This is a genomic window from Comamonas odontotermitis (assembly GCF_040396735.1).
GTDB lineage: Bacteria > Pseudomonadota > Gammaproteobacteria > Burkholderiales > Burkholderiaceae_C > Comamonas > Comamonas odontotermitis_C.
Genome location: NZ_JBEBNZ010000002.1, coordinates 139643 through 164539, shown reverse-complemented (window position 1 = coordinate 164539; position 24897 = coordinate 139643). Strand labels below are relative to the sequence as shown.

Annotated in this window: 24 protein-coding genes; 12 read left to right on the top strand and 12 right to left on the bottom strand. The window is 63.4% G+C overall.

Annotated features, from left to right (window positions below):
• Positions 1 to 31: 31 nt before the first annotated feature.
• From ACH2DG_RS03170 to ACH2DG_RS03155, 4 genes are all read left to right on the top strand, one after another.
• A complete protein-coding gene (locus tag ACH2DG_RS03170) occupies positions 32 to 556 on the top strand; it encodes a 6,7-dimethyl-8-ribityllumazine synthase (RefSeq protein ID WP_395024256.1) in 525 nt (174 codons plus the stop codon).
• A 290-nt stretch (positions 557 to 846) separates the two neighbouring features.
• The gene (locus ACH2DG_RS03165) at positions 847 to 1458 is read left to right on the top strand and encodes a heme-binding beta-barrel domain-containing protein (RefSeq protein ID WP_395024255.1); all 612 of its coding nucleotides are present in this window, start codon (positions 847 to 849) and stop codon (positions 1456 to 1458) included.
• A 666-nt stretch (positions 1459 to 2124) separates the two neighbouring features.
• Entirely contained in the window at positions 2125 to 3237 is a 1113-nt protein-coding gene (locus tag ACH2DG_RS03160; RefSeq protein ID WP_395024254.1) for a sensor histidine kinase, read from the top strand.
• 189 nt (positions 3238 to 3426) lie between these two features.
• Positions 3427 to 4623 carry a sugar transporter gene (locus tag ACH2DG_RS03155; RefSeq protein WP_395024253.1) on the top strand — a complete coding sequence of 399 codons (1197 nt, stop codon included), beginning with the start codon at positions 3427 to 3429 and terminating at the stop codon, positions 4621 to 4623.
• 1 nt (position 4624) lies between these two features.
• On the opposite strand, the gene ACH2DG_RS03150 is transcribed toward ACH2DG_RS03155, so the two are convergent.
• Positions 4625 to 5518 (bottom strand): LysR family transcriptional regulator, encoded by an 894-nt coding sequence (locus ACH2DG_RS03150; protein ID WP_395024252.1) that lies wholly within the window; start codon positions 5516 to 5518, stop codon positions 4625 to 4627.
• 51 nt (positions 5519 to 5569) lie between these two features.
• Here ACH2DG_RS03150 and ACH2DG_RS03145 point away from each other — a divergent pair, with 51 nt between their 5' ends.
• The gene (locus ACH2DG_RS03145) at positions 5570 to 6508 is read left to right on the top strand and encodes a DMT family transporter (RefSeq protein WP_395024251.1); all 939 of its coding nucleotides are present in this window, start codon (positions 5570 to 5572) and stop codon (positions 6506 to 6508) included.
• 33 nt (positions 6509 to 6541) lie between these two features.
• Here the strand turns inward: ACH2DG_RS03145 and ACH2DG_RS03140 are convergent, their stop codons facing one another.
• The gene (locus ACH2DG_RS03140; protein WP_395024250.1) at positions 6542 to 7474 is read right to left on the bottom strand and encodes a LysR family transcriptional regulator; all 933 of its coding nucleotides are present in this window, start codon (positions 7472 to 7474) and stop codon (positions 6542 to 6544) included.
• Positions 7475 to 7615: 141 nt separating this feature from the next.
• Here ACH2DG_RS03140 and ACH2DG_RS03135 point away from each other — a divergent pair, with 141 nt between their 5' ends.
• On the top strand, positions 7616 to 8275 hold the full coding sequence (locus ACH2DG_RS03135) for an NAD(P)-dependent oxidoreductase (protein ID WP_395024249.1): 660 nt from the start codon (positions 7616 to 7618) through the stop codon (positions 8273 to 8275).
• 77 nt (positions 8276 to 8352) lie between these two features.
• Here ACH2DG_RS03135 and ACH2DG_RS03130 read toward each other — a convergent pair whose 3' ends face one another.
• From ACH2DG_RS03130 to ACH2DG_RS03105, 6 genes are all read right to left on the bottom strand, one after another.
• Positions 8353 to 9150, bottom strand: coding sequence for an alpha/beta fold hydrolase (locus ACH2DG_RS03130; protein ID WP_395024248.1), 798 nt, complete (start codon positions 9148 to 9150; stop codon positions 8353 to 8355).
• Positions 9147 to 10766, bottom strand: coding sequence for an ArnT family glycosyltransferase (locus ACH2DG_RS03125; protein ID WP_395024247.1), 1620 nt, complete (start codon positions 10764 to 10766; stop codon positions 9147 to 9149). Before ACH2DG_RS03125 ends, ACH2DG_RS03130 begins: the two co-directional genes overlap by 4 nt.
• 131 nt (positions 10767 to 10897) lie before the next feature.
• Positions 10898 to 11623, bottom strand: coding sequence for an LrgB family protein (locus ACH2DG_RS03120; protein ID WP_395024246.1), 726 nt, complete (start codon positions 11621 to 11623; stop codon positions 10898 to 10900).
• Positions 11616 to 11990, bottom strand: coding sequence for a CidA/LrgA family protein (locus tag ACH2DG_RS03115; protein ID WP_395024245.1), 375 nt, complete (start codon positions 11988 to 11990; stop codon positions 11616 to 11618). The genes ACH2DG_RS03120 and ACH2DG_RS03115 overlap by 8 nt, the downstream gene beginning before the upstream one ends.
• Positions 11991 to 12092: 102 nt before the next feature.
• Entirely contained in the window at positions 12093 to 13358 is a 1266-nt protein-coding gene (locus ACH2DG_RS03110; RefSeq protein WP_395024244.1) for a cyanate transporter, read from the bottom strand.
• A 6-nt stretch (positions 13359 to 13364) separates the two neighbouring features.
• Positions 13365 to 13838: a nucleoside deaminase gene (locus tag ACH2DG_RS03105; RefSeq protein WP_395024243.1), complete on the bottom strand. Its 474-nt coding sequence runs from the start codon at positions 13836 to 13838 to the stop codon at positions 13365 to 13367.
• Between the two features lie 215 nt (positions 13839 to 14053).
• On the opposite strand from ACH2DG_RS03105, the gene ACH2DG_RS03100 reads away from it, so the two are divergent.
• A complete protein-coding gene (locus tag ACH2DG_RS03100) occupies positions 14054 to 14845 on the top strand; it encodes a methylated-DNA--[protein]-cysteine S-methyltransferase (RefSeq protein ID WP_395024242.1) in 792 nt (263 codons plus the stop codon).
• A gap of 85 nt (positions 14846 to 14930) precedes the next feature.
• On the opposite strand, the gene ACH2DG_RS03095 is transcribed toward ACH2DG_RS03100, so the two are convergent.
• A complete protein-coding gene (locus ACH2DG_RS03095) occupies positions 14931 to 16169 on the bottom strand; it encodes a CaiB/BaiF CoA transferase family protein (RefSeq protein ID WP_395024241.1) in 1239 nt (412 codons plus the stop codon).
• Between the two features lie 320 nt (positions 16170 to 16489).
• Positions 16490 to 17680 (bottom strand): acyl-CoA dehydrogenase, encoded by a 1191-nt coding sequence (locus ACH2DG_RS03090; RefSeq protein WP_224151783.1) that lies wholly within the window; start codon positions 17678 to 17680, stop codon positions 16490 to 16492.
• 287 nt (positions 17681 to 17967) lie between these two features.
• Between ACH2DG_RS03090 and ACH2DG_RS03085 the strand changes: the two genes are divergently transcribed.
• Together ACH2DG_RS03085 and tenA are read left to right on the top strand one after the other, a co-directional pair.
• Positions 17968 to 18903 carry a LysR family transcriptional regulator gene (locus tag ACH2DG_RS03085; protein WP_395024240.1) on the top strand — a complete coding sequence of 312 codons (936 nt, stop codon included), beginning with the start codon at positions 17968 to 17970 and terminating at the stop codon, positions 18901 to 18903.
• 89 nt (positions 18904 to 18992) lie between these two features.
• Positions 18993 to 19661 carry a thiaminase II gene (gene tenA, locus ACH2DG_RS03080; RefSeq protein ID WP_395024239.1) on the top strand — a complete coding sequence of 223 codons (669 nt, stop codon included), beginning with the start codon at positions 18993 to 18995 and terminating at the stop codon, positions 19659 to 19661.
• 66 nt (positions 19662 to 19727) lie between these two features.
• Here the strand turns inward: tenA and ACH2DG_RS03075 are convergent, their stop codons facing one another.
• On the bottom strand, positions 19728 to 20060 hold the full coding sequence (locus tag ACH2DG_RS03075; protein WP_395024238.1) for a four-helix bundle copper-binding protein: 333 nt from the start codon (positions 20058 to 20060) through the stop codon (positions 19728 to 19730).
• A gap of 356 nt (positions 20061 to 20416) precedes the next feature.
• On the opposite strand from ACH2DG_RS03075, the gene ACH2DG_RS03070 reads away from it, so the two are divergent.
• Positions 20417 to 20653, top strand: a complete 237-nt coding sequence (locus ACH2DG_RS03070) for a hypothetical protein (RefSeq protein ID WP_395024237.1) — start codon at positions 20417 to 20419, stop codon at positions 20651 to 20653.
• Positions 20654 to 21117: 464 nt separating this feature from the next.
• On the opposite strand, the gene ACH2DG_RS03065 is transcribed toward ACH2DG_RS03070, so the two are convergent.
• Positions 21118 to 22068, bottom strand: coding sequence for a LysR family transcriptional regulator (locus ACH2DG_RS03065; protein ID WP_395024236.1), 951 nt, complete (start codon positions 22066 to 22068; stop codon positions 21118 to 21120).
• A gap of 126 nt (positions 22069 to 22194) precedes the next feature.
• Between ACH2DG_RS03065 and ACH2DG_RS03060 the strand changes: the two genes are divergently transcribed.
• Entirely contained in the window at positions 22195 to 23169 is a 975-nt protein-coding gene (locus ACH2DG_RS03060; protein ID WP_395024235.1) for a DMT family transporter, read from the top strand.
• A 180-nt stretch (positions 23170 to 23349) separates the two neighbouring features.
• Positions 23350 to 24891 carry an MdtA/MuxA family multidrug efflux RND transporter periplasmic adaptor subunit gene (locus tag ACH2DG_RS03055; RefSeq protein ID WP_395024234.1) on the top strand — a complete coding sequence of 514 codons (1542 nt, stop codon included), beginning with the start codon at positions 23350 to 23352 and terminating at the stop codon, positions 24889 to 24891.
• Positions 24892 to 24897: the final 6 nt, after the last annotated feature.

The window sequence follows — 24897 nt, the reverse complement described above, 5'->3', positions numbered from 1 at the left end:
CTGATTCAGGTCAATTTATTGGATACACACCATGAATCAGATGTCCCCCATTTCCTATTCCATCGGCAAGGCCCAGAGGCTGGCAATCGTCAGCGCGCAGTGGCATGCCGACATCGTGCACCAGGCGCGCGATGCGGCTGTCGCCCAACTGGCCGAACTCGGTTGGCAAAAAGACCAGATCGATCTCATCGATGTACCTGGCGCCTTCGAGATTCCGCTGGTGCTCAAGCGCCTTGCAGAGACCGGCCAATACGCGGGCCTGATGGCCTGTGGCCTGGTTGTCAATGGCGGCATCTATCGCCACGAATTCGTGACGACAGCGGTCATTGATGGCCTGATGCGTGTGCAGATGGATACGGGTGTGCCCGTGTTCTCGGCCGTGCTGACCCCGCGCGATTTCCACGACTCGCAAGAGCACCACGACTTCTTCCACCAGCATTTCATCAAGAAAGGCACGGAACTGGCCCGGGCCTGTGCCGCAACGGTTCAACTGCACCGTTCGCTGGAGGTGCAGCAAACCCACAGGCCACAGCCTTTGCACAGCCTGGCGGCGTAAGCCGGATCAGGCCTCTGCGTGCTGAGAGCCCATTGCAGTGCTTGTGAATCAAGCGCTGCAATGGGCTTTTCTGTACCGGCAGGTAGCGCTCAAGATGGATGCCGTCTTCCATTACAAGCCCATTTATGCTGTGTTGCTTTTACCGCAAATTCTCCAGCGGGGATTTTTCGCACCATTACGGGGAAAAACAATTTTGCATTTCTTTTCCTGAGGATCTTTTGCCAATTGATCCATCGCAATAGGCAATGGGGTGGCGTAAATCAATAATAAAACTTTACAGGAAGAGAAGTATGAATGGTAAATTTCTAGCAGTTTTAATTATTGGTTCCACTCTGGCAGGCGGTGTCGTCAAGGCCGAAGAAAATCCCCTGGGCCCGCTTGCAAAAATGGTCGGTGTTTGGGAAGGCGATAAAGGCAATGATGTTGCTCCAGCACAAAAATCGAGTGGTGCTATTGGCGCCCCCGCTGTGAGTCCCTACTTTGAGCGCATCTCCATCGTACCTGGAGCAGGAGCCACCAATGCCAGCGAGCAGGAACTTGTCACGGTGCAATACCACCAGGAAGTATTCCGAAAATCAGACAAGCAGAAATTTCATGACCAGGTTGGTTATTGGATTTGGGATAAAAAATTCAACACAATCCTTCACTCGTATTGCGTGCCCCGCGCGGTTTGTATTACTGCCGAAGGTAAATTGGAAGATCCGAATAAATTTGAAGTCGGCACCGACCGGGCAATTGCCGAAAGTATATTCATGAAAAACAATGGCACCACCCGTATGTTCAATATGTCCATGGCAGTCAATGGCGATGACATGAAATATAACCAGGTGACATTAACTACCATTTACGGCAAAGACTTCAGCCATTCGGATAGCAATACGCTCAAGCGCGTGAAGCAATAAGAGCCATCCACACCACCCGGCAAATCGCAGACATGCGTCGGGGAAGAGGCGCCGGGTTGTGCCGGACGAGGCTACGGGCAATACAAACCTGCCACAGGGCTTGGCGCCCGCGGCCAAGCGCCCCCGGCCAAGCGCCCCCGGTCAAGCGCCCCCAGCTTGGCGCCCCCAACATAGCAACGGCATATCCAGACGGGTCGTGGCGGGCCTGATCCCAGGCAAAGCCACTCCCCGTCAGGGAATGTGAATCGGGCCATTGCTGCGCCCCGGCACAGACGAGGAGCATCGCCCCGACGCATTCTGTCGGCACACCTCGAATGGCTTTTGTGGGAGATGGAGGAAGCATTCATATGGCTGGTGGTCCACCCACACGGGGCTGTAGGGGCCAAGCTCCTGCCTGATTCCAGCCACAACGCACTCGGAAAAAAAGCGATGCCCGTGCTCAGGTCAGTGAAGAAGCGGTCGCCAATGGCATCTTCTTTCTGCTGCAAGCAGGTATTTGATGGAGGCCGGGCCAGTCAACTTCCCATAGCGTGCAGTCGGTGGAAAGCAATTTTCGCAGCCAGTTGCACAACCTCGCCATGCGCGCCGGCGATCCGATTGGGATAATGACCGTTATCAAGATTGTTGGCGCCGCAGGCGCCGCCCAGGCCCGAGGAGCCTCATCGCATGCGATTTTCGCCCTTTCCCGAGGATGGCCCCGAGAAACCGCATTCGACAGTTCCAACGGGACCGAGTCGGGAGCGGCGCAGAATTCTGCGGGCCTGCATCTGGCTGGCTGCCGGGTACTGTGTGGCCATCATTTTCCTCACGACGGTGATGCGTGGCTTTCTGGGGGGCGAGCGTTACGAGCTGACTGCCGCCCGAATGACGTTGTTCGCGCTTGCGCCGGTCTTGATCATGGCCGTTTCGCTGGCCTTGCTGTGGAGCAGGAGCCGCAGCCTTCGCTCGATGGCCGCCCAGTCCGTCGCACTGTCGCTGGGGGCGGCATGCATTTTTGGCCTGATGGACCAAAGCCTCAACGTGTATGAATCATCGCAAGCTGCGTTCGACCTGCGCGATTTCAGCTACAACATGCTGTACGGTTCGGCACTGGTCTTTGGCTGGTGCTGCCTGTTGGTGGCTTATCTCTTCAGCGCTGACCTGATGGAGCGCGAGCGGCGCATGCATGCCTGGCGCGAAGAGGCGATGAATGCCCAGATGCGCGCACTGCGTTACCAGATCAACCCGCATTTCTTGTTCAACACCATGAACGCGCTGGCGGGGTTGATGGAGGAGAGGGCTGTGGACCAGGCACGGACGATGCTGCTGTCTCTATCGAGCTATCTGCGTGCCACGCTTACGCTGGATCCTTCTGCGGATATTCCTCTAGGGGAGGAAGTTGCGATGCAGCAACGGTATCTGGATATCGAGCAAGAGCGGTTTTCTGATCGCATGCGGGTGAGCATCGATGTGCCTGTCTCACTGGGGAATACGCTGGTGCCTGCACTGGTGCTGCAGCCTCTGGTGGAAAACGCGGTCAAGCACGGTGTCTGCAGCATGCCCGGGCTGGTGGAGATTGCGGTGAGCGCGCGCGTGGCCGAAGATCGGTTGCTGCTGGTGGTGGAAAACGACTTCTGTCCTTCGGCAGGTCGAAGCAGCCATGGCACAGGCATTGGCCTCAGAAATGTGCGTGAGCGTATCGCGCTGCAATTTCCTCAAAGGGCCGCACTGACCACGGAAACCGTGGATGAGGGGCGGCGGTTTCGCGTCACGGTCTGTCTGCCTCTGCGATGGGGTTGATGCAGTGAGCGCAGACGGTTTTGCTGGAGAGGCAAAGAGGGCTTTTGTGCACGCCACGGGTGCCACGGTCATTTTTTGGCACACTGGCGAGCCGTTTTCCGCTTCGGCGCAGCGGCTTTTTCATCGCCAGGCAGCCCTTGGAAGGGCGACTGTCGCGCAAGGCGGGCAGGTTGGCGAACCCCTTTTGCAATGACTGAATCTTCTTCTTTGACCCGCCAGCAAGCCTGGCTGGGTGTGATCGCCCTGGCCATGGGCGCCTTTGTTTTCAATACCAGCGAATTTGTACCGGTGGGCCTGCTGAGCGACATTGGCGCGAGCTACGGAATGACCACCGAGCGCGTCGGCCTGATGCTGACCATCTACGCCTGGATCGTTGCCCTCACTTCCTTGCCCTGCATGCTGCTGACCAAGAATGTCGAGCGCCGCAAGCTGTTGATGGGTGTGTTTGCCTTGTTCGTTGTCAGCCACGGTGTATCTGCCATTGCCTGGAACTACCCGGTACTGCTCGCAAGCCGCATGGGCATTGCGCTGGCGCATGCGGTGTTCTGGTCCATCACCGCGTCTCTGGCCGTGCGCATTGCACCCGAGGGCAAGAAGCCCCAGGCACTGGGCTTGCTGGCCACGGGAACGACCCTGGCCATGGTGCTCGGCATTCCGCTGGGCCGCGTGGTGGGCGAAGCCCTGGGCTGGCGCACCACCTTTGGCGGCATCGGCCTGGTTGCCCTGGCGGTGATGCTGGTGCTGTGGCGCCTGCTGCCATTGCTGCCCAGCGAAAACGCAGGTTCGGCCCGGAGCATTCCGATGCTGCTCAAGCGCCCGGCCCTCTCCGCTACCTACGCGCTGCTGATTGTGATGGTGACCGCGCAGTTCACCGTGTACAGCTATATCGAGCCCTTGATCCAGCGTGCTGCGGGCCTGTCCAATGATGTGACCACCTGGGTCCTGTTGCTGTATGGGGGCATGGGCATTGTGGGCAGTGTGCTGTTCGGCGCAATAGGCCTGCGCTGGCCGCGCGGTTTTCTGTTGGCGGCCATGGCGGTGCTGACGGCCTGTCTGTGGCTGCTGCTGCCCAGCACGCAATGGCCGCTGGCACTGTATGCGGTGTGCGCAGTGTGGGGGGTGTCCATGCTGTGCATGGTGCTGCCGCTGCAGGCCAAGGTGCTGCGCCTGGCCTCGGACGCCACCGATGTGGGCATGTCACTGTTCTCGGGCCTCTTCAACGTCGGGATTGGCGCAGGCGCCTTGCTGGGTAGCCAGATCGGTACGCACTGGGGCCTGCAGTACCTGGGGCCCGTGGGCGGCGGCATTGCCGTGGCGGGTGTGCTGTGGTGCGCTTTTGCCAGCTGGTACTGGGTGGGCACCTTCGCGCCAAAGCCGCAGCGTTGAGCTAACTCCTGATATTCTCCGGCACCACCAGCTTTCGCGCTTTGCGTGCCAGGTCGATGAAGGCGCGCGCAGCGGGCGAGAGCCTGTCAAAGTGCAGGGCGGCCAGCGCAATTTCCCGGCGGCGGGGCGGCTCCAGGCTGCGGTAGGCGACGCCATCCGGCGCCTCCGGCAACGCCAGGCGGGCCGCGATGGTGACCGCATTGCCTTGCGCCACAAAGCCCATCATTGAGCTGAGCTGCTCGAACCGAAACAGGGTTCTGGGCACCGCGCCTTCGCCCGCCAGAAAGGCGTCGATGTACGGGCCAGAGCCCGCAGAGGTGCGGATGAATGGCAAGCCATGAAAATCCATGGCGGAGATGGCAGCCTTGCGGGCCAGGGCATGTGTGGCGGGCAGCACGGCCACCAGTTCGTCTTCTGCCAGGGGCAGGGTGTCGAAGCGCTCGTCGGGCAGCACCACAAAGCCCAGCTCTACACGCCGCTCCAGCAGCCATTGCACCACTACGCTGTCTTGCGCTTCCTCAATCTGCACTTCGACGAATGGATGGGCCTGCTGGTAGCGCGCCATGAGCCCGGGCAGCAGCTGCAGCGATGAAGTGGCACCAAACGAGGCAATGCGCAGGGTTCCGCGTGCAATGCCGCGCTCCGCAAGCGCCTCCTGCTGCAGGGCATCTTTTTGCTGAAGAATGTCGTTCGCACGGGTGAGCAGCCGGGCACCCACCTTGGTCAAGTTCGCAGCAACTCCGTCGCGGTCGAACAGGCTGGCACCCCATTCCGTCTCCAGTTGCTTGATGGCATGGCTCACGCCGCTCTGGGTAATGCCCAGCGCGGCGGCAGCGCGGGAGAAGCTTCCCATTCGGGCCAGCATCGAGAAGATTTCCAGTTGTGCGAATGTCATGAGTGTTTGCTCATTTGATGATGAACGTCAATAAGCGGATAGTAACGCCTCATGAACGCATCACGGTATTCCACACACTGGGGTTTGGTTGGCATGGCTGCCTTATGGGGCGCTTCCTGGCCCTGGGGGCGCATAGTCGCGCAGTCCATGCCGCCGCTTGCTGCAGCCAGCTTGCGGTTTCTTCTGGCCAGTGCAGTGCTTTTGCTGTGGCTGCACCGCAGCGGGCGCACAGGCGCACTGCGCGTCCTTGGCGCGCGGCAGTGGATGGGGTTGGCATGCGCTTCCGCCGTGGGCGTGCTTGGTTACTCGGTGTTCTTCATGCTGGCGCTTCAAACAGTGCCAGCGGGAAAGGCGGCGATGGTGGTGGCCCTCAACCCGGTACTGACCATGCTTTTTGCCGTGCTGCTGTTTCGTGAAGCTGTCAACACGCCCATGTGTCTGGGCCTGGTGCTGGCCGTGACAGGTGCGTTGTATGCACTCAGTGGCGGATCTCTGTCTTTGTTGCAGTCTCCGACCGCTGGTGCGGGGGAGTTGCTGCTGCTGGGCTGCGCGGCCTGCTGGGTGGCCTATACCTTGATGGGGCGGATGGTGCTGGCCCGTGTCGATCCGCTCACCACCACGACCGTGACTGCGGCCATCGGTGCCGGGCTGCTGCTGACAGCAAGCCTGGCCCTGGAGGGGCCTGCGGCGTGGGGGAGGTTGGCAGACGCGCCTGTCCAGGCGTGGTTCGGCATTGCGGCGCTGGCTTTCGGCGCCACGGCGCTGGCCTACGCCTGGTACCTGAACGGTGTGAAGGCGCTGGGAGCCGGAGCCGCCGCAGCCTATATGGCGCTGGTGCCCTTGTTTGGCATGGTTTTTTCCAGTCTCTGGCTGAACGAACCCTTCACCGCATCGCTGCTCCATGGCGGCGCCTTGGCCATCCTGGGCATGCTGTTGATGAACTGGGGCCGCCACCGGATGGAAAGACGCGCCGCAGGGCTTGCGCGGTAGCGCACAGGGACCATTAGAAGGTGTTTACGATCTCTACACGCGAGGAGATCGTAAGGCACGTTCTTCCATGGCCAGCGGCGCAAAGTGAGCCTGCAGTGCCGCCAGTGCCAGGCGCACACGCGCCGGCAGGGCGTGCCGCTGGGGCGTGATGGCCCAGATGTCCAGGCTGCCGCAGTCCCAGTCGGGCAGCAGGCGCAGCAACTGGCCGCTCTCCACGGGCTCGGCAACGTCCAGCGAAAAGAGCTTGGCCAGGCCCAGGCCTTCGCTGCACAGCTGCTGCAGGCCCTGTTGCTGGTTGCAGATGATGCGCGGCGTGGTCTGCAACTGTGCGACAGCGCCCGTGGCAGGGTGCTGCAGGCGCAACTCGGTCACCAGGGCTTTTCCGGTGTTGCGCACGATCCACGGCAGGGCTCCCAGCTGCCGAGGTTGCTCGGGCAACTGGGCCTGCGGGCCCAGCAGGATGGGCGCTGCGCAGATCCACCAGGGCAGGCGGCCCAGTGGGCGGGCCACCCAGGTGGAGTCGGGCAGGCTGCCCAGGCGCACGGCGAGGTCGATGCGCTCCGAGACCAGATCGGTGTGCGCATCGTCCAGCAGCAGTTGCAGGCGCAGCTGTGGGTGGGCATGCAGCAGGGGCGCCAGCGCGCGGCCCAGTGGGGCGGCCAGGCCCAGCACGGCGGCAATGCGCAGTTCACCAATCGGCTCTTCGCGTTCGGCTTCCAGCTCTGCGCGGGCCTGGCGGGCCGCCTGCAGCATGACGGCGCACTGCGCATAGAAGCGCTGCCCCGCATCGGTCAGGCTGTGCTTGCGGGTGGTGCGCTGCAGCAGTGGCAGGCCCGATTGCGCTTCCAACTGCCGAATGTGCTGGCTCACGGCCGAGGCCGTCATGCCCAGCGCACGCGCGGCGGCGCTCATCGAGCCTTGCTCCACCACGGTGGCGAACACGGCCATGCGATTGAGGTCTTCCATGGGGTAATTTTGAAGTAGAGCTAAACAATCATTGCAGAAATTGATGAATTATCAAATGAGCGGCCGCAATCTACAGTAGAGACCTACGCACACCACAGGCGCACCAGACGCCTACCCTTCATTTTGACCAAGGAACTCACCATGCAAGTCGCACTGATTGGCGCTACCGGATTTGTCGGCGCAGCCGTATTGAACGAGCTGCTGCAACGCGGCCACGAAGTGGTGGCGCTTGCGCGCCAGCCCGAAAAAATCGCCGCGCAGCCGCACCTGAAAGTGGTGCAGGCCGATGTGATGGACGCCCAGGCCGTGAAAAGCGCAGTGGCAGGCAGCGAGGCCGTGCTGAGCGCCTACAACGCGGGCTGGACCAATCCGCATATTTATGACGACTTCATGCGCGGCTCGCGCGCCATTGTGGAAGGCGTCAAGGCAGCAGGCATCAAGCGCTATCTGGTGGTGGGCGGCGCAGGCAGCCTGTTCGTCAACGGCCAGCAACTGGTGGATTCGCCCGAGTTTCCCGCCGCCATCAAGCCGGGTGCCAGCGCGGCGCGTGACATGTACACCGAGCTGCAAAAGGAGCACAGCCTGGACTGGACGGTGCTCAGCCCTGCCGTAGGTTTTCATGGCGGGTCTGCGGCGCAGGCACAGGGCCGCACGGGGAAGTACCGCACCGGCAGGGACGAGCCGCTGATGCAGGCGGACGGCCAGAGCGGCGATATCTCGGTGCAGGATCTGGCGGTGGCGCTGGTGGATGCACTGGAGCAGGAGACGCATCTGCAGCAGCGGTTTACCGTGGCCTACTGATGATTACAGGTAGATAGTCATCAAAATAGCTGCTGGCGCTCTCCTGCAAAGCGCCAGCAGCTATTGTTTTTGTAGTTTCAAATGTTCTTCAGAAACTGCGTGATGTGCGAGAGCACCTGCTCGGGCATCTCGCGGTGCGGCATGTGGCGCGCACCGGGCAGAATTTCGCAAAGCCCGCCGCCGCCGGCAAGTTGGGCGATGCGGGCGGGCTGGGCAGTGGAACCGTATTCATCCAGCTCGCCGTGCAGGGCCAGGAGCGGACAGGTGAGTCGGGGCAGACTGTTGTCGAGCGACCAGTCGGCAAAGGCCGGGCTCAGCCAGGTTTCCGTCCAGGCGTCCACCACCCAGCGCGCCTTGTCGCCATGGTATTTGGCCAGGCGCGCCAGCTGCTCGGCCTCCTGAAACCGGGCGCGTGCCTCGCGGATGCCTGCCAGTGTATGGGGCTCCACCAACGCCTGCGCGGCGATGGTGACCACGGCCCGGCATTCGCTGCCAGCGCGCGCGGCAATTTCCACCGCCATGCCGCCGCCCACGCTGTGGCCCAGCAGCACATAGCTTGCCAGTTGCAACTGTTCGCGCATGGCAGGAAAGTACCGCGTGGCTTCCTGTGCCACAAAATCGAGATCGGGCAGACCCTGACGGGCATCGGACTGGCCAAAACCCAGCCGGTCGTACGCCACCACCCGGCGACCCGTGGCCTGTGCCAGCTGGGCCGGAAAATCCCGCCACAGCGCGACGCTGCCCAGCGACTCATGCAGCATCACGATGGGCGCGCTGCCTTCGCTGCCTGCACTGTCAGAAGGCGTCCATGACTGCGCAAAAAGCCGCCCCTCAGGGATGGTCATCCAGTGTTGGTGGGTGGTGATGGTCGTCATTGCAGGTGGTTGTGCGCAGAAGCATGCAAGGCAGGATGTACAGCAGCTGAAGTGGACACAGCGGCGGAGGGGTCTGCCGGATAGACAATGAATTCGAGCTTCATGCGCGCCTGGTCCGGGTCGGTCCAGCGGTAGGGCAGGTTGTAGACCCGGCGCTCGGGCATGCTGCCGATCGGCCAGGCCGCCCACCACCAGGCGTCGGGCGCCGGGGTTTCGGTCGATACCTGCAACAGGGGCAGGCCTTTCGCGCGGGCCTTCTCCGCTTTGCGCCAGGCGCATCCGAGGTGAAAGCCGGGGTCGTCTGCGTCGCAGACCACCACTTTGGCCTGCGGAAAGAGCATGTGCAACACGCCGCCTGTGGTGTGGTGCTCGGCCAGAATCATGCCCTGGCCATTGAAGCCGGCCTGGCGCAGGCTGGCTGCAATGGCATCCAGCTGCCAGTTCAGCCGGTCGCCATTGCCTCGCTGGGCATCGCGCAGCGGCGCGAGCATGGCAATCGAGCACATCAGCACCAGCATGGCCAGGCACGCGGCCAGATAGCGCCGTGCACCCCTCTCGTTGTTGCCTGCCTGGGGCCAGCGCGACAGCACCCACAGCGGAGCCATCAGCAGCAGGGGCTGGATCCAGCGGCCATCGAACTTGGAGGCCCCTGCCAGCACCATCAACGCCAGCACCGCAACCACCACGATCGCGTAGTGGCGCAGCAAGGGCTCTACCCATGGCAGGGTGCCGGGGCGTTGGTGGCTGGTGGATGCGGCGGGTGCAGCGGATGTCCGAGGCGTTTTCCAGAACCTTCCCAGCGTATAGGCAGCCATCAGCAGCCAGGGCAGCACCGCCAGCAGCAAGAAGGCCAGCAGGTCGCCTGAGCCGGTGGCCAGCCCGTGCAGGCGCGAGGGCGTATCGGCGGGATGCAGTTTGTCGAGGGTCGAGCCGCTGGCCTTGTCCCAGTGCTCCAGCACCCACCAGGCATGCGGAGCCACGAGGGCGAGGGTGACCAGCGGCGCCAGCCAGAAGCCGCGCGACAGCAATGCATGGCGCGGGGCTGGCACGGACAGCGCCGCAACCAGCAGGGCGACAGCGACGAGTGCGTAGCTGTACTTGGACAGAATTCCCCAGGCCACGGCCAGACCGATCCATACAAAGCCAAGCGGACGCGGATTGCGGACATGGCGCAGCACCAGCCACCAGGTGCAGGCAATCGCACAGGTCAGCATGACGGTGTGGGTCTGGTCGCGCAGCAGTTGCCAGCCGATGCCCGGCAGCCAGGCAAGACCCGCCGCCGCCAGCCACGCCGTGCGCTCCGGCAGCACCTGGCGCGCCGCGAGCAGCATGAACACAAAGGTCAGCGCGATCAGGGAGTTCTTGACCAGCACCACTGCCAGGGTGGTGGGGCCCAGAACGAGGTTCACCGCCCATTGCAGCCAGGTATAGAGCGGTGGCTGCGGCCCGTAGCCCAGCCGCAGCCGTTGCGACCAGACCAGTTGCTCGTTCTGGTCCCACGAGACGGCAGAAGACATCCACAGCCGCGTGATGATCACCAGCAGCGCCAGCGCGGCAATCCAGAGCCAGGGCGCCCGGCTGGGTGCCTGCGCGGTGGTGTCGGAAGAAGCGCTCATTGCCAAAATACAGTCACCATCGGATAGCTCGTCATGATGCCTTGATCATATCGGGCTTGGTACGGACATTGAATAACTCTTTTTTTTATAGCGGACTGTGCTTGCCAAGCATGCACTGCAGCGAATTTTTCTCAGAACCAGCGAGCCACAAGCGGCATCAGCAGCGCCGCCAGCAGCACCTGCAGGCTCAGGGCAAGGCCTGCGTAGGCGCCCGCATCGGCGTTCACCTGCAGGGCACGCGCAGCGCCGATGCCGTGCGAGGCGGTTCCAAGGGAAAAACCCCGTGCGACCCAGTCCAGATCACTGGTGCCTACGCCCAGCAGCCTGAACAGGGCCCGCGCCGAGAGTGCGCCAACGAGGCCGGTCAGCACGGCAAACACGGCAGCCAGCGCCGGAACGCCTCCGATCTTCTCCGCAATGCCCATGGCGACCGGTGCGGTGACCGATTTGGGCGCGAGCGAGCGCAGCACCTCGGGAGACAGGCCCACGGCCCAGCCTGCTGCAACCGCGACAATGGCTGCGGTAGCGCCCCCGGCCAGGGCTGCCAGCAGGAAGCGGCTCCAGCTGCGCTGCAGTTCGGCGCGCCGCTCCCACAGCGGAAAGCCCAGCGCCACCACGGCAGGCCCCAGAAGAAAGTGGATGAACTGCGCGCCGGCAAAGTAGGTAGGATAGGGCACGCGCGTCACCATCAGGGCCGAACCCAGCACCACCACCGACCACAGCACGGGGTTGGCCCAGGGTGCCTGGCCGGAGCGCACATAGAGGGCCTGTGCCAGCACGTAGACAACGAGGGTGGACGTCAGGCCGAACAGTGGCGCAGACGACAGGTACACCCAGAGCTGAACGAAATCAGGCATCACCGGACTCCTTTTTGCCATCTGTGAACTGGCCGCGCATCAGCACCCGCACCAGCAGCACGGTAACGGCCATGCCCGCCCAGGTGGACAGGGCAATCACCAGCATCAGCTTGAGTCCGTAGTCGCGCAGCAGATCGAGGTGGGTGATGACGCCTACACCCACCGGAACAAACAGCAGTGACAGGTGCGAGAGCAGAAAGCGCGCTGTGGCCTGCACCGGCTCGCGCACCAGGGGCGCACGCAGTGCCACCACCAGGAGCAGCATGCCGACCACCGGGCCGGGAAACGGCAGGTTCAGGAGGCGCGCCAGTGCTTCGCCGGTGAGTTGGAGCACAAGAAGCCAAGCCATTCCTTGCAGTGCTTGCATAAGGAGAAAGCCTTTCAAAGTGAAGAGTTGAATCCGTTCAGTTCCATGTGCCGAGCGGCAGCGCAAAGCAGATCTGCCTGATGGCACAGCATAGCGCCGCAATCAGGAAAGTGTCGGTTGCACAGGGGCTTGCATGGCTTTTGCATAGTGCTGCGGCGCAAACCGCAGCGCCAGTACCGCAACGGCGAGCGCCATGCCCGCCTGGTAGAGCCAGCCGCTGGTCCAACTGCCACTCCAATGGTGCAACTGCGCCATCACGAGCGGCGCCAGTGCCGCCAGCACAAAGCCGCCGCCTTGCATCAACGCGTTAAGAGCGCCCGCCTGGGTGGGGCGGGGCAGGTGGTCGAGCGCCAGCACCATGAAGAGGGAAAAGCAGCCGCCCAGCCCCACGCCCAGGATGATGGCGTTGGCGGTGGGCATGGCATCGGGCCACAGCGCAAGGCCGGCAAAGCCGATGACCTGCGCAGCCAGGGCCACCAGCATCCAACCGCGCCGGTCGATATGGCGGCGAGCGAGTGCCGGCATGGCCAGGGCTGATGCAGCCTGCGCAATGGAGAGAATGGCCAGCAGCGACCCGCTTTGCGAGGCCGACCAGCCATGGCCCTGGTAGAAGGGCGCGAGCCAGGCCACCGTCGAGGCATAGCCGCCATTCATCAGACCGAAGCTGATCAGCAGCAGCCAGGTGCGGGGCCGCCGCATCAGCCAGCCGGTATCACTGGCGGGCACGGTGCCGGATGCGGCAGGCGCCAGGGCCTGCGTGCTGCGCTGAATGCGCGTGAGCGCCCACCAGGCGAGCGGCAATGCGGCCAGCACGGGCAGCGCCCAGATGGCCATGGCCGCCTGCCAGCCCATGCCCCATTGCATGGCCAGTGGCGAGAGCTGCGCGCCCAGTGCGCCGCCACCCATCAGCGCGGCGGAATACACGCCCATCATCGGCGCCACGTGGCCCGGCGACTGGCGCTTGATCAGTCCAGGCAAGGCGCTTTGCACCAGAGCGACGCCCACGCCGCACAGGCCGGCAGTGGCAATCAGCACGATGGTGGTGGCATGGCCCGCGGGCATGAGGCGCAGCGCACAACCCAGGGCGATCAGCAGCAGCGATGCACAGACGGCCGTGCGCGCGCCCAGGCGCTGCAGGGCTGCGGGTGCCAGCCAGCCTCCCACGCCCATCAAGGCCATGGGAAGCAGGGTGAGCCAGGAGAAGGCCCGCAAGTCCATGCCAGTGGCCTGCTGTATGGCGTGGCCCAGTGGGCCGGGGGCCGTCAGAAAGGGGCGCAGGTTGAGGGTGACGAGCACCACCGTCAGCAGCCAGAGTGCAGGTGTGATGGCAGGCGCCGCCTGGGCGCCTGGTTGGGTCGGAGACGACATGGCCGCTCAGCCCTGCTGCGGCCAGGGGCTGTCGCCGTACAGCTGGGCGGCAGAAATGCCGGTGTCGATGCGGGTGATGGGCAGCGGTGGCGGGGTCAGCTGGATACCCAGGCGTTGGTAGGTGCCTTCGCTCGACAGGTTGTAGGGCGCGGCATCGGCGTTGTCGAACGCAAAGAACACCTGCCTGGCATTGCCTGCCACCAGCGCGGCAAGGCACATGGGGCAGGGGTGGCCGCTGGCGTAAATGCTCAGGCCAGCCAGGCTGGGATTGCCACGGGCACGGGTGCCGGCGCGGATGGCCTGCAGCTCGGCATGGGTGCTTGGGTCGTGGCTGGCGATGATTTCATTGACACCCGTGGCGATCACCACGCCGTCCTGCGCCAACACGGCGCCAAAGGGGCGGCCACCAGCCAGGCGATTGCGGTGGGCCAGATCAACCGCCTGGCGCATCAGCGCCACATCAGAATTCTTGTTGGTCATCTGCTATGAATTAGTGAGCTATTGGCGCTTGTAACGCAAGCGAGGAAGCCACTTTTTGAATATTTCTCTACAGCATTCCATTTTGCCTTTGGCGCGCGCACCCCGGGTGGCGCACTTCCAAAGGCCGAGGTGCGAAGATGTGTTTACCGCCGTTTCGGGCGGGCTTTCCACAAGCTGCGCTAGCCAAGGCACCGGCAAAACGGCAAGATGCAGGCATGCGTCCCACCACTCGCCCTGTTCCTGACGATGAAAACTGGCAGCCCGACCGTACGGGATACGCCCTGTTCACCACCCGGTTGGGTGTGTGCTCTCTTGCCTGGGGCGAGCAGGGCGTGGTGGCAGTGATGCTGCCCGACCCATCGCCCGATACCACGCGCGACCGTGTGCTGCACAGCGCTACCCGTCGTCGCCCGGGGGGCTGGCGGCAGGCAGTGTCGGCAGGCAGTCTGAGCCCGGCTGCGCTGCAGGCCGTGGCAGGGGTGCAGATATTGATGGCTGGCCGTGCCGAGGGGGCAGGGGGCGCACCGGCCACCAGGGAGGATTGGGCCTTTGCCCAGCCGCGTCTGACAGCGGCTGGCATGGTGCTGCCGGATGTGCGTGCGCAATTCAGCTCCAGCCGCTGGGCAGCCAACGGCCTTCCGCTGCTCGACGACATTCCGCTGGATTGGCATGGCGTTCCCGAATTTGCCCGGCATGTGTACCGGCTGGCATTGGCGATTGCGCCGGGCCACACCCGCACCTATGGCGAACTGGCCGCCGACCTGGGTGCGGGCGGCGATGCTGACGGATCTGCCAGCAGCGCGAACGGTGGCCGGGGCCTGGCGCGGGCCGTGGGGCAGGCGCTGGGCGCCAATCCGTTTGCACCGGTGGTGCCTTGCCACCGCATTCTGGCGGCGCAGGGCGGATCAGGAGGTTTTTCGGCCAGTGGCGGCACGCGCACCAAGCTCAGCTTGCTGGAATGGGAAGGCGCTGCGCTGGGCGATGGGGCGACACTGCCACTGTTCTGAACGCAGGCGAATAAAACGAGGAACGAAGAAGAGCCGCGATTGCGGCTCTTGGTTTTGGTTTTTAGCTTTTGATGGGAAAGAAGGCTTACACCGCGCCGCTCTCGCGCAACTGGGCAATCTGCGCCTGGCTGCGGCCCATCTCGGCCAGAATCTCGTCGGTGTGCTGGCCCATGGCGGGTGGGGGGCGGCGCACCACGGGGGGCGTGGCGGTCAGGCGCATGGGGCTAGCCACGGTGCTGATGGTGCCAATGCCGTCGCCCGCATCGCGTGGCGTCTGCACATGCAGGCCGCGCGCCTTGACCTGTTCGTCGTCAAAGGCCTCGGCAATGTTGTTGATCGGGCCGCAGGGCACGGCCTTGTCTTCCAGCAGCTTGATCCACTCGGCGGTGGTGCGGGTCTTCATCAGCGGGTAGAGCAGCTCGGACAGGGCCTTGCGGTTGATGATGCGGTCCGAATTCTTGGTGAAGCGCGCATCCTGCGACCAATCCGGGTTGCCGGTGGCCGCGCAGAAGCGGGCAAACTGGCCGTCGTTGCCGATCGCCAGCAGCACGTTGCCGTCCTTGCTGGGAAAATCCTGGTATGGGCCCACGCTGGGATGGATGTTGCCCGCACGCTCGGGAATGACGTTGGCATTGAGGTAGCCCACGGCCTGGTTGGCGAGCACGGACATGCCCACGTCGAGCAGTGCCATGTCGATGTGCTGGCCTTCGCCCGTGCGGTGGCGGGCATGCAGCGCCGCCAGGATGGAGCTGCACGAGAAGATGCCGGTGAACACGTCGGTCACCGCCACACCCACCTTCAGCGGGCCGCCGCCGGGCTCGCCATCAGGGTGGCCGGTGATGCTCATCATGCCGCTCATGGCCTGCACCATCAGGTCATAGCCTGCGCGCGGCGCGTAGGGGCCGGTCTGGCCAAAGCCGGTGACGGAGCAGTAGATGAGGCGCGGGTTGATCTTCTTGAGGCTTTCGTAGTCGAGCCCGTAGGCCTTGAGGCCGCCTACCTTGAAGTTCTCCACCAGGATGTCGGCGTCGCGGGCCAGCTCCACGATCAGCGCCTGGCCTTCTGGCGTGGCCATGTCGATGGTGATGCTGCGCTTGTTGCGGTTGCAGCAGGTGTAGTAGCTGGCCTGGTCGGTCTTTTCACCATCATCGGTGTGCAGATACGGGGGGCCCCAGTGGCGTGTGTCGTCGCCTGCAATGGGTCGTTCCACCTTGATCACATCGGCGCCCAGGTCGCCCAGCATCTGGGCGCACCAGGGGCCTGCCAGCACGCGCGAGAGATCGAGAACTTTGATGCCGTCCAGCGGCGCAATGGGTTGGGTCATGGTGTCTCCAAATTTGATAGCTGGCAGCGCTTGTCAGATGCGCGCTATGGCCTGAAATTTTCAGCAAATCCTGCCGATGGTACGGCCAGCTTTGCGTCTGTACCATTCGCATCCCGCAAGGGGCCGGTTAAAGGATCGCAAAGCGCTGGGCGCAGAAGGCAGACAACCCACCCACGGCATGGCCTGCTGTGCGGTGGGTTTGTCATGGATTGCAATCAATGTACCCGTTGGCGCTTTATTGATGGGTGTTGATAGCTATTAAATATATAGCTAATCAGGTGCCATGCGATAGGCGAAGCGGGGCCGGTTCGGGTATGCGCTCAGTTGGCGAATGCGGCGATGCCGGTTTGCGCGCGGCCCAGGATGAGGGCATGCACATCGTGCGTGCCTTCATAGGTGTTCACCACTTCGAGGTTCACTAGGTGGCGGGCCACGCCGAATTCGTCGCTGATGCCGTTGCCGCCCATCATGTCGCGCGCCATGCGGGCAATGTCCAGCGACTTGCCGCAGTTGTTGCGCTTGATGAGTGAGGTCACCTCGATCACGTTCTGGTGCTCGTCCTTCATGCGGCCCACGCGCAGTGCGGCCTGCAGGCCCAGGCTGATTTCGGTCTGCATGTCGGCCAGCTTCTTCTGGATCAGCTGGTTGGCAGCCAGTGGGCGGCCAAACTGCTTGCGGTCCATGGTGTACTGGCGGGCGGTGTGCCAGCAGAACTCGGCAGCGCCCAGCGCGCCCCAGGCAATGCCAAAGCGGGCGCTGTTGAGGCAGGTGAACGGGCCCTTCAAGCCGCGCACTTCGGGGAAGGCGTTTTCTTCGGGCACAAAGACATCGTCCATCACGATTTCGCCGGTGATCGATGCGCGCAGGCCCACCTTGCCGTGGATGGCGGGGGCGGTCAGGCCCTTCCAGCCCTTTTCCAGGATGAAGCCGCGGATCTGGCCGACGGCGCCGCCTTCGGAGACTTCCTTGGCCCACACCACGAACACGTCGGCAATGGGGCTGTTGGTGATCCACATCTTGCTGCCCTTGAGCTTGTAGCCGCCGTCCACCTTGTAGGCGCGGGTGGCCATGCTGCCGGGGTCGGAGCCGTGGTCTGGCTCGGTCAGGCCAAAGCAGCCGATGAATTCGCCGGTTGCCAGCTTGGGCAGGTATTTCTGCTTCTGCGCTTCGGTGCCGAACTCGTTGATCGGCACCATCACCAGCGACGACTGCACGGAGGCCATCGAGCGGTAGCCCGAATCGATGTACTCGATCTCGCGGGCCACCAGGCCGTAGCTCACGTAGTTGAGGCCTGCGCCGCCGTATTCGGTGGGGATGGTGGGGCCCAGCAGGCCCAGCTCGCCCATTTCGCGGAAGATGCTGGTGTCCACCGATTCCTTGCGGAACATTTCCTGCACGCGGGGTGCCAGCTTGTCACGGCAGTAGGCGCGCGCCGCGTCGCGGATCATGCGCTCGTCTTCGGTCAGCTGCTCGTCCAGGTGCAGGGGATCGTCCCAGGTGAAATTGGCCATGTTGTCTGTGCTCCTTGAATCCGTTTGGATGTGTATTGAATGGGTAGGGGGAGGCGGCGAGGGCAACGTGTGCCCTCCCACTCCTGTACAGCCGCCATCGTAGGTGGGGACGTGCCGTGACGCAAACGATTGTTTATCATCCAGATATGCTAAAAGATCATTTATGAATATTGGCTGAACACCATGTCTGCTATCAAATTGGTAGAGGTAGCGTATATTGGTAGAAGGAAAACACTTCAGATGGACAGGAGAAATTGTTCTGTGAGGCCAGGGGAAAAGGTTGAGTTATGCGCCGAATGATTCCATCTACCCAGGCATTGGCCTGCTTTGAGGCCGCCGCCCGGCACGAAAGCTATACCCGCGCTGCGCAGGAGCTGGCACTGACGCAGAGCGCCGTCTCGCGCCAGATCATTGCGCTGGAAGAGCAACTGGGCGTGCAGCTGTTCAAGCGATCGCGCCACGGCATGGTGCTCACACCCGCAGGCCACCAGTACAGCCAGCAGGTGGCGCAATGGCTGCAGGGCATCGAGCGTGGCACGCTGGACATCATGGCCCACCAGGGCGCAGGGGGCGCCATCAGCATTGCCGCCGTGCCTACCTTTGCCACGCGCTGGCTGCTGCCTCGGTTGCCGCAGTTCCAGCAGGTGCACCCCGGCGTGGTGGTGCATATCGATGTGCAGACCCGTCCCTTTGTATTTGCCGAGCGGCAGGTGGACGCGGCCATCTATGCCGGCACGCCCGAGCAGGCGAGGCAGTGGCCAGGCACGCAGGCTACGTGGCTGATGGACGAGATCATCGTTCCCGTCTGCAGCCCGCGCCTGCTGGAGCCTGCCATTGACCGTGGACGGGGTCGTGCGTATCAGCCGGTTGCGCCCCAGGTGCTGGCCCGGCTGCCGCTCCTGCAGCAAAGCACACGCCCGGATGGCTGGCGCAGCTGGTTTGACGAGGTGGGCGTGGACGCGCCGCATGCGCTCGACGGCCCGCGCTATGAACTGTTTTCCATGTTGGCCGTGGCAGCGGCGCAAGGCATGGGGGTGGCCTTGATTCCACCGATGCTGATCGAGGACGAACTCGCGCGGGGTGAGCTGGTGGTGGCCTGCAACCTGCCGCTCAGGGGCAGCCGGGCCTATTACCTGATCACGCCCCTGGCCACTGACGGAGCACCGATGCGGGCGGCGTTGGAAGCCTTTGCGCGCTGGCTGGTGGGGCGAGCCGCTGGCTGAATACGGTATTCGCAGAGAAGCCAGGCGCCCATCGCCGACAATCCCGGGTCATTTCCGAGAAAACCGACAGAAACCTTTCAGGAGTCGCCATGTCTTTCTGCCAAACGCTTTGGCAAGCCAACCATGCCCTGTACCAGCGCACGCTGGATCTGCCCTTCAACCGCGAACTGGCCGCCGGTACCCTGAGCCGCGAACGCTTTCGCCACTACATGATCCAGGATGCGCACTACCTCGTGGCCTATGGCCGGGCGCTGGCCGTGGCTGCGGCCAAGGCAGACAATGCGGAAGGTGTGGTGCAGTTTGCCAATGCGGCCAATGAGGCGGTGGTGGAAGAGCGCAAGCTGCACAGCGGCTTCATGCGCGACTTCGGCATCACCGCCCAAGAATTTGCCGCGACGCCGCTCACTCCGGCCTGCCACCACTATGCGAGCTTTCTGGTGGCCAATAGCTGGTCCGAAAGCTACCCCGTGGCATTGGCTGGTTTGTTGCCGTGCTTCTGGATCTATGCCGAGGTGGGGCGGGACATCCATGCGCGCTCCATGCCGGGCAATCCGTACCAGGCATGGATCGATACCTATGCGGGCGATGAATTCCACGCCATTGTACGCGGTGTGATTGCGACGATCGACCGCGTGGCCGACGCAGCTGACAGTGCGACACACCAGCGCATGGCAGAGGCCTACCGCTACTCGGCGGAGCTGGAATGGCTGTTCTGGGACAGCGCCTACCAGTTGGGCGGCTGGCCGACGCGCCGCTGAAAACGCATTCGTAGACGTATCTTTGGGCGCATCGGGCGCTCGCTGCAGCCTGCCCCAAGGGCTTGCTCAGCGGTTCACCGCCTCGCAGGCGGCGGCGCACTGCCTGCATGCGTCTGCGCAGCGCTGGCAGTGGTCGTGGTGGTGCTGCACACATTCATTGGCACAGGCCAGGCAGATCTCGCCGCATACGCGGGCCAGGTGCCTGGCCATTTCGCTGTTGCGGGCCATGGCAGAAGCGGTCAGTTGGCAGATGGCTGCGCAATCGATATCCAGCGCAATGCAGCGCGTCATCATCTGCATGTCTTCCTCGCGCAGGCAACCGGCCAGGCAGGCATTGCAGGCGGTGGCGCAGGCGTTGCAGGCGTCAATACAGGCCTGGTAGCTGGGGGTAGGGGTCATGGGAATCTCCTGGTGGGTGGGCGGATGGCGTACTTTTCGTTGTACTCCGCCCTGCCACAGGTGTGTGTAGGTGATGGGGCCCAGTTGACCAGGCCATCGATGGAGGAGGCACGGGCGCTGCCCGGCCCTGCTTGCGCGAGGCTTCGTGTAAACACTCTGTCGCTCTTTGGTAAAGCAGTGCAATGTCGGCTTGTGGATGACACGGTTGGCGGTGTTGGCCTACAAAACAGGCCATGGCGCAGGCCTACGCTAGCGGCGTTATCTCACCAGATGCGCGATGGCGCAGACCCCGAAGTCACCTGAATCCGAGGCCTACGACCTACGAAACACGCATCGCAACCAGAAAAGGAGTTGCCATGTTGTCTCTCAATCCCGTCAAGCCCGAAACCGTCTACCACGCTCCTGTGTTTGAGCCCACCGTCGACGAACTGGCCTTGCTCAAGAAGCTGGAGCTGGGCGAAGTGATCTCGATAGCGACCGCCCTGCACGACCATGTCTCCAAGCGGCTGTTCGAGTGGGGCATGGTGGATCGCCGTGATGGTGATCTGGCGATCACGGCATTGGGCCTGCAGCAGATTCGCCGTGTTGAATAGTGGCTGTACGGGCGCACTGCAAGGGCAATGCGTACCGGCTGAGGCCGGAAGAATCTTCTCCCTCACTGAAAGGGCAACCGCACTGGTTGCCCTTTTTTTCATCACCTGTATTTAAACCATTACAAATCAAGGTGATGGGCCTCTTATCTACAGCTGTGCACAGTGTTTTCCCCAGCATTGTGCCCGGTGGATGGGGACAAGCGGCGGATGGATGAATTGTCCACCCGTGTTGGGCAAAAAGGATCTGCAAAGTCCATGTGGCGGGCGCTGGCTGCTACAAAAACAGGCATATTTTCGACTGAAAGCCAGTCGGAACGTAGATAAAAACGCCTGTTGCTTAAAATTTGGGCTGCTTCATATTTTTGGTGTCTTATCAAATACTTGCTGTGCTTATCTACAGCTGTGCACAGTGCTTTCCACAGTATTGTGCCCGCCAGATGGGGACAACGGGCGTGTAGACCGGCTTACACCTCGGTTTCAGCCAGAGGGGTGCACTGCTCCTGCAGATAGTCCAGCATGGCACGCAGCTTGGGCGGGATGTGCGGGCCTGGCGCATAGACGGCGTAGACCATGCGCGGGGCATAGCCGCCGGTGAGTTCCCAGTCGGGCAGCACCTGCACCAGGCTGCCATCGGCAAGGTGGCTGCGCGCCACAAAATCGGCCATCAATGCAATGCCTGCAGCAGGCCCCTGCTGCAGCGCTCGCAGCATGCCGTGGCTGCTGGCGATGGTGATGGGGGTGTTGAGCCGCAGCTTGATGGCGGGTGTGGCTGGCGACTGGGCAGGGACCATCTCCACCGTGTTCTGAAACAGGCCATAGCCCAGGCTCATGCAGCGGTGGGCCAGCAAATCCTGCGGGATGGCGATGGGGGCGTGCTTGCGCAGGTAATCGGGGTGCGCCACCAGGACATAGGCCATGCGCGCCAGTGGCCGCGCCACCATCGCGGGCGGCAAAGCCTCGGCTGCGGCAATGCGGATGGCCAGATCCAGCCGCTCGGCAGTCAGGTCGGCCATGGCATCGGTCATGGACACCTGTACCTGCACCTCGGGCCAGCGTGCGCAAAAGCCCGGCAGCAACGGAGCCAGCCACCAGTCGCCAAACACCAGTGGCGCGTTGATGCGCAGTACGCCCAGGGGTTGCTCGCGGTGCGCCGCTGCGCGCGATACGGCCAGCTCGGCGCTCTGCAGCATCTGCAGGCAGTCGGCGTGCACGGCGGCGCCCACTTCGGTGAGCGCCAGCGAGCGCGTGGTGCGATGCAGCAGCTTGACGCCCAACTGCGATTCCAGCCGGCCCACGCTGCGGCTTACCGCACCGGTGGTGAGCCGCAACTGGCGGGCCGCCCCGGCAAAGCTCTGGTGGGCCACCACCTGCGTGAATACCTGCATATCGGCCAACGGAAGCGTGTCGGAAGTCATGGCAGTGGTTTGTTAAGTCTGTTGAGACTATTGATTGAAATTCAATAATAAATTGAAATGAAAGTAGATTGTTGATTTTTCATTGATGTATGACCATGCGCACATGGCAAAGACAAGGAGTTGGTGATGGCGCATTCAGGTACGGTCTCTCCGGCGGCGGGGTTGAGGGGCTCTTCAGCCCAGGCGAAAACTGGCGGAGGCACCTGGCGCATGGTGGCCGCCATGCTGCTCTCGGGCACCATTGGCCTCGTGGTGATCGAAAGCGGCCTGCATGTGGAGCTGGTGGTGCTGCTGCGCTGTCTGCTGGGCGCACTGGGGTTGGGTGCATGGCTGTGGTGGCGCAAGGCGTGGGTAGCGCCCAGCCGGAGCGGTTTCTGGATGATGGCCGCAGGCGGTGCGGCCCTGGTGGGCAACTGGGTGGCGCTGTTCCATGCCTACGCCTATGTTGGCATTGCAGTAGCCACCGTGGTCTACCATGTGCAGCCGTTCTTGCTCGTGCTGGCGGCAGCGCTGGGTGGCGAGGCGCTGCGCTGGCGCCAATGGCCGTGGATGCTGCTGGCCCTGGCAGGCGTGGTGCTCACCAGTGGGCTGCGCACCGATGCAGCTCTGGCGGGTACACATGCAGCGGCAGGCCTGCCCGTTTGGGGCGTGCTGCTGGCATTGCTGGCGGCAGCGCTCTACACGGTGACGGTGATCACCACCCGGCGCGTGAAGAATACTGCGCCGGCGCAGATTGCCATGGTGCAGATGCTGGCGGGTGGATCGCTGCTGGCACTGTGGCAGGCGCCTGCAATGGCCGCCATGGTGCTGCAGGGCTGGCAGCAGCCGCAAGGGGTTCCGCTCACGCAGACCGTGGCTTGCGTGCTGGTGGTGGGGCTGGTGCATACATCGCTCATGTACGGACTGATGTACGGTGCCTTCCAGCGCCTGGGGGCTGCAGCCATCGCCATGCTGAGCTTTGTCTATCCTGCCGTGGCCCTGCTGGTCGATCTGTGGTGGTTCGGCGCGCACCCGGCGCCTGCGCAGTGGCTCGGCATGGGGCTGATCGTGGTGGCGGTGGTGGGCTATCGCTGGCAGGAATTGCGGGCCGTGCAGCGCTGAGGCACCGAGACAAGACAGGCGGCGGGTGCTTGCTGCAATGCGGCATTTACTTTTCTTCGCAGTCGGGATAAAGCAAAGGCAACACTGCTGCACTAGGATGCGATCATTCTTCTTTACATGAGGCGTCCTCCTGAGGGTGGGGGTGCCTGCGAATGTAAGACCACTGATCGATCGCATGCCATGGACCACAATTCCAACAATTCCGCCCATCCTGCCCATATTTCCCAGCCTTCTGCTGCGCCGCTGAACAGTCCGGCCCTCAAGCCACGCAGGCGCTGGGTGGGCTCCACCATTGCCGTGCTGCTGGTGACGGCGTTGGCGGGCGGTGCCTGGTACCTGGTGCAAAGCAAAAAAGCCGGCAGCGGCGGGCCGGGCGGCTCCGGCTTTGGCGGCCCGGGTGCGATGCGGTCCATGAGCGTGACAGTCGGCAGCGCCACTGTCAAACGGCAGAACCTGCCCGTGACTCTGACCGCGATGGGCACGGTGGTGCCCACCAACACCGTCACCCTGACCACCCAGGTTTCCGGCGTGCTGCGCGATGTGCTGTTTACCGAAGGCCAGATGGTGAAAAAGGGCCAGAAGCTGGCGCAGATCGACCCCCGCCCCTTCGAGCAGGCGCTGATGCAGGCCAAGGGCCAACTGGCGCGTGACCAGGCCCAGCTGGACGCCGCGCGCGTCACCTTGAAGCGCTACCAGACGCTGTGGAGCCAGGACTCCATCGCCCGCCAGGACCTGGATACGCAGGCGGCCACTGCCAAGCAACTGGAAGGCACGGTGATCGCCGATCAGGCAGCGGTGCAGTCCGCGCAACTGAACCTGGGGTATTCCAGCATCACTTCGCCCATTGATGGCCGCATCGGTCTGCGCAGCATCGACCCCGGCAACTATGTGAGCGCGGGTGGCACCACGGGCATTGCCGTCATCACCAAGGTGGCGCCTATCGATGTGAGCTTTACCGTGCCGCAAGACCATATTCCCTCGGTTCTTGACGCACAAAAGCAGGACGCCCGCTTGCCGGTGGTCGCGCTGGACCGCGCGGGCAGCAAACCGCTGGCCACCGGTGCATTCCTCACCTTGGACAATCTGGTGGATACCACGACGGGTACCGTCAAGGCCAAGGCGCGGTTTGACAACGCCGATGGTGCGCTGTTTCCCAACCAGTTCGTCAACACCAGACTCACGCTCAAGGACATCAGCACCCTGGTGGTGCCGGTCACCGCCATCCGCACGGGTGGCAACGGTGATTTCGTCTATGTCATCAACCAGGACCGCACGGTGAACCAGCGCACCGTGATCCGCGGCATGAGCACGGTCGAGTGGGTGGCCATCAGCAGCGGCCTGAAGGAGGGCGAACTGGTGGTGACCGAAGGAGCCGATCGCCTCAAGGACGGTGCCAGCGTTGCCCTGCAAGGCGACACACCCACGCAGGCGCCGGGCGCTAGCAGTGGCCGCCGAGGCAACCGGGGTGAGGGCGGCAATGGCGGTGGTGGACGGCGCGGCGGCGCGGGCCGCCCGGGCGATGCGCCAGCGGCTTCCGGCTCGCCCTCCAACGGCTCTGCAGCCAGCGGTGGTGGAGGCGGCGCAGCCACAGGCAACCCCGCCGGAGTGGTTCCCAATGCGGCGCAACCCACACCGGCCGCGCCTGCGGTGCCTGTCCCTGACGTGGTGCCCACGACGCCTGCCTCTTCTGCGGCTCCGGCAACGCCCGCCAAGGCGCAGTAAGGCGGG

Bases quoted from the DNA above. Each gene is read 5' to 3' on its own strand.
- ACH2DG_RS03120 (WP_395024246.1), bottom strand. From the start codon at position 11,623: ATGCCTGATTTCGTTCAGCTCTGGGTGTACCTGTCGTCTGCGCCACTG.
- ACH2DG_RS03145 (WP_395024251.1), top strand. From the start codon at position 5,570: ATGAACGCATCACGGTATTCCACACACTGGGGTTTGGTTGGCATGGCT.
- ACH2DG_RS03100 (WP_395024242.1), top strand. From the start codon at position 14,054: ATGCGTCCCACCACTCGCCCTGTTCCTGACGATGAAAACTGGCAGCCC.
- ACH2DG_RS03115 (WP_395024245.1), bottom strand. From the start codon at position 11,990: ATGCAAGCACTGCAAGGAATGGCTTGGCTTCTTGTGCTCCAACTCACC.
- ACH2DG_RS03105 (WP_395024243.1), bottom strand. From the start codon at position 13,838: ATGACCAACAAGAATTCTGATGTGGCGCTGATGCGCCAGGCGGTTGAT.
- ACH2DG_RS03090 (WP_224151783.1), bottom strand. From the start codon at position 17,680: ATGGCCAATTTCACCTGGGACGATCCCCTGCACCTGGACGAGCAGCTG.
- ACH2DG_RS03130 (WP_395024248.1), bottom strand. From the start codon at position 9,150: ATGACGACCATCACCACCCACCAACACTGGATGACCATCCCTGAGGGG.
- ACH2DG_RS03165 (WP_395024255.1), top strand. From the start codon at position 847: ATGAATGGTAAATTTCTAGCAGTTTTAATTATTGGTTCCACTCTGGCA.
- ACH2DG_RS03070 (WP_395024237.1), top strand. From the start codon at position 20,417: ATGTTGTCTCTCAATCCCGTCAAGCCCGAAACCGTCTACCACGCTCCT.
- ACH2DG_RS03110 (WP_395024244.1), bottom strand. From the start codon at position 13,358: ATGTCGTCTCCGACCCAACCAGGCGCCCAGGCGGCGCCTGCCATCACA.
- ACH2DG_RS03085 (WP_395024240.1), top strand. From the start codon at position 17,968: ATGCGCCGAATGATTCCATCTACCCAGGCATTGGCCTGCTTTGAGGCC.
- ACH2DG_RS03170 (WP_395024256.1), top strand. From the start codon at position 32: ATGAATCAGATGTCCCCCATTTCCTATTCCATCGGCAAGGCCCAGAGG.
- ACH2DG_RS03150 (WP_395024252.1), bottom strand. From the start codon at position 5,518: ATGACATTCGCACAACTGGAAATCTTCTCGATGCTGGCCCGAATGGGA.
- ACH2DG_RS03135 (WP_395024249.1), top strand. From the start codon at position 7,616: ATGCAAGTCGCACTGATTGGCGCTACCGGATTTGTCGGCGCAGCCGTA.
- ACH2DG_RS03060 (WP_395024235.1), top strand. From the start codon at position 22,195: ATGGCGCATTCAGGTACGGTCTCTCCGGCGGCGGGGTTGAGGGGCTCT.
- ACH2DG_RS03155 (WP_395024253.1), top strand. From the start codon at position 3,427: ATGACTGAATCTTCTTCTTTGACCCGCCAGCAAGCCTGGCTGGGTGTG.
- ACH2DG_RS03125 (WP_395024247.1), bottom strand. From the start codon at position 10,766: ATGAGCGCTTCTTCCGACACCACCGCGCAGGCACCCAGCCGGGCGCCC.
- ACH2DG_RS03140 (WP_395024250.1), bottom strand. From the start codon at position 7,474: ATGGAAGACCTCAATCGCATGGCCGTGTTCGCCACCGTGGTGGAGCAA.
- ACH2DG_RS03065 (WP_395024236.1), bottom strand. From the start codon at position 22,068: ATGACTTCCGACACGCTTCCGTTGGCCGATATGCAGGTATTCACGCAG.
- tenA (WP_395024239.1), top strand. From the start codon at position 18,993: ATGTCTTTCTGCCAAACGCTTTGGCAAGCCAACCATGCCCTGTACCAG.
- ACH2DG_RS03055 (WP_395024234.1), top strand. From the start codon at position 23,350: ATGGACCACAATTCCAACAATTCCGCCCATCCTGCCCATATTTCCCAG.
- ACH2DG_RS03160 (WP_395024254.1), top strand. From the start codon at position 2,125: ATGCGATTTTCGCCCTTTCCCGAGGATGGCCCCGAGAAACCGCATTCG.
- ACH2DG_RS03095 (WP_395024241.1), bottom strand. From the start codon at position 16,169: ATGACCCAACCCATTGCGCCGCTGGACGGCATCAAAGTTCTCGATCTC.
- ACH2DG_RS03075 (WP_395024238.1), bottom strand. From the start codon at position 20,060: ATGACCCCTACCCCCAGCTACCAGGCCTGTATTGACGCCTGCAACGCC.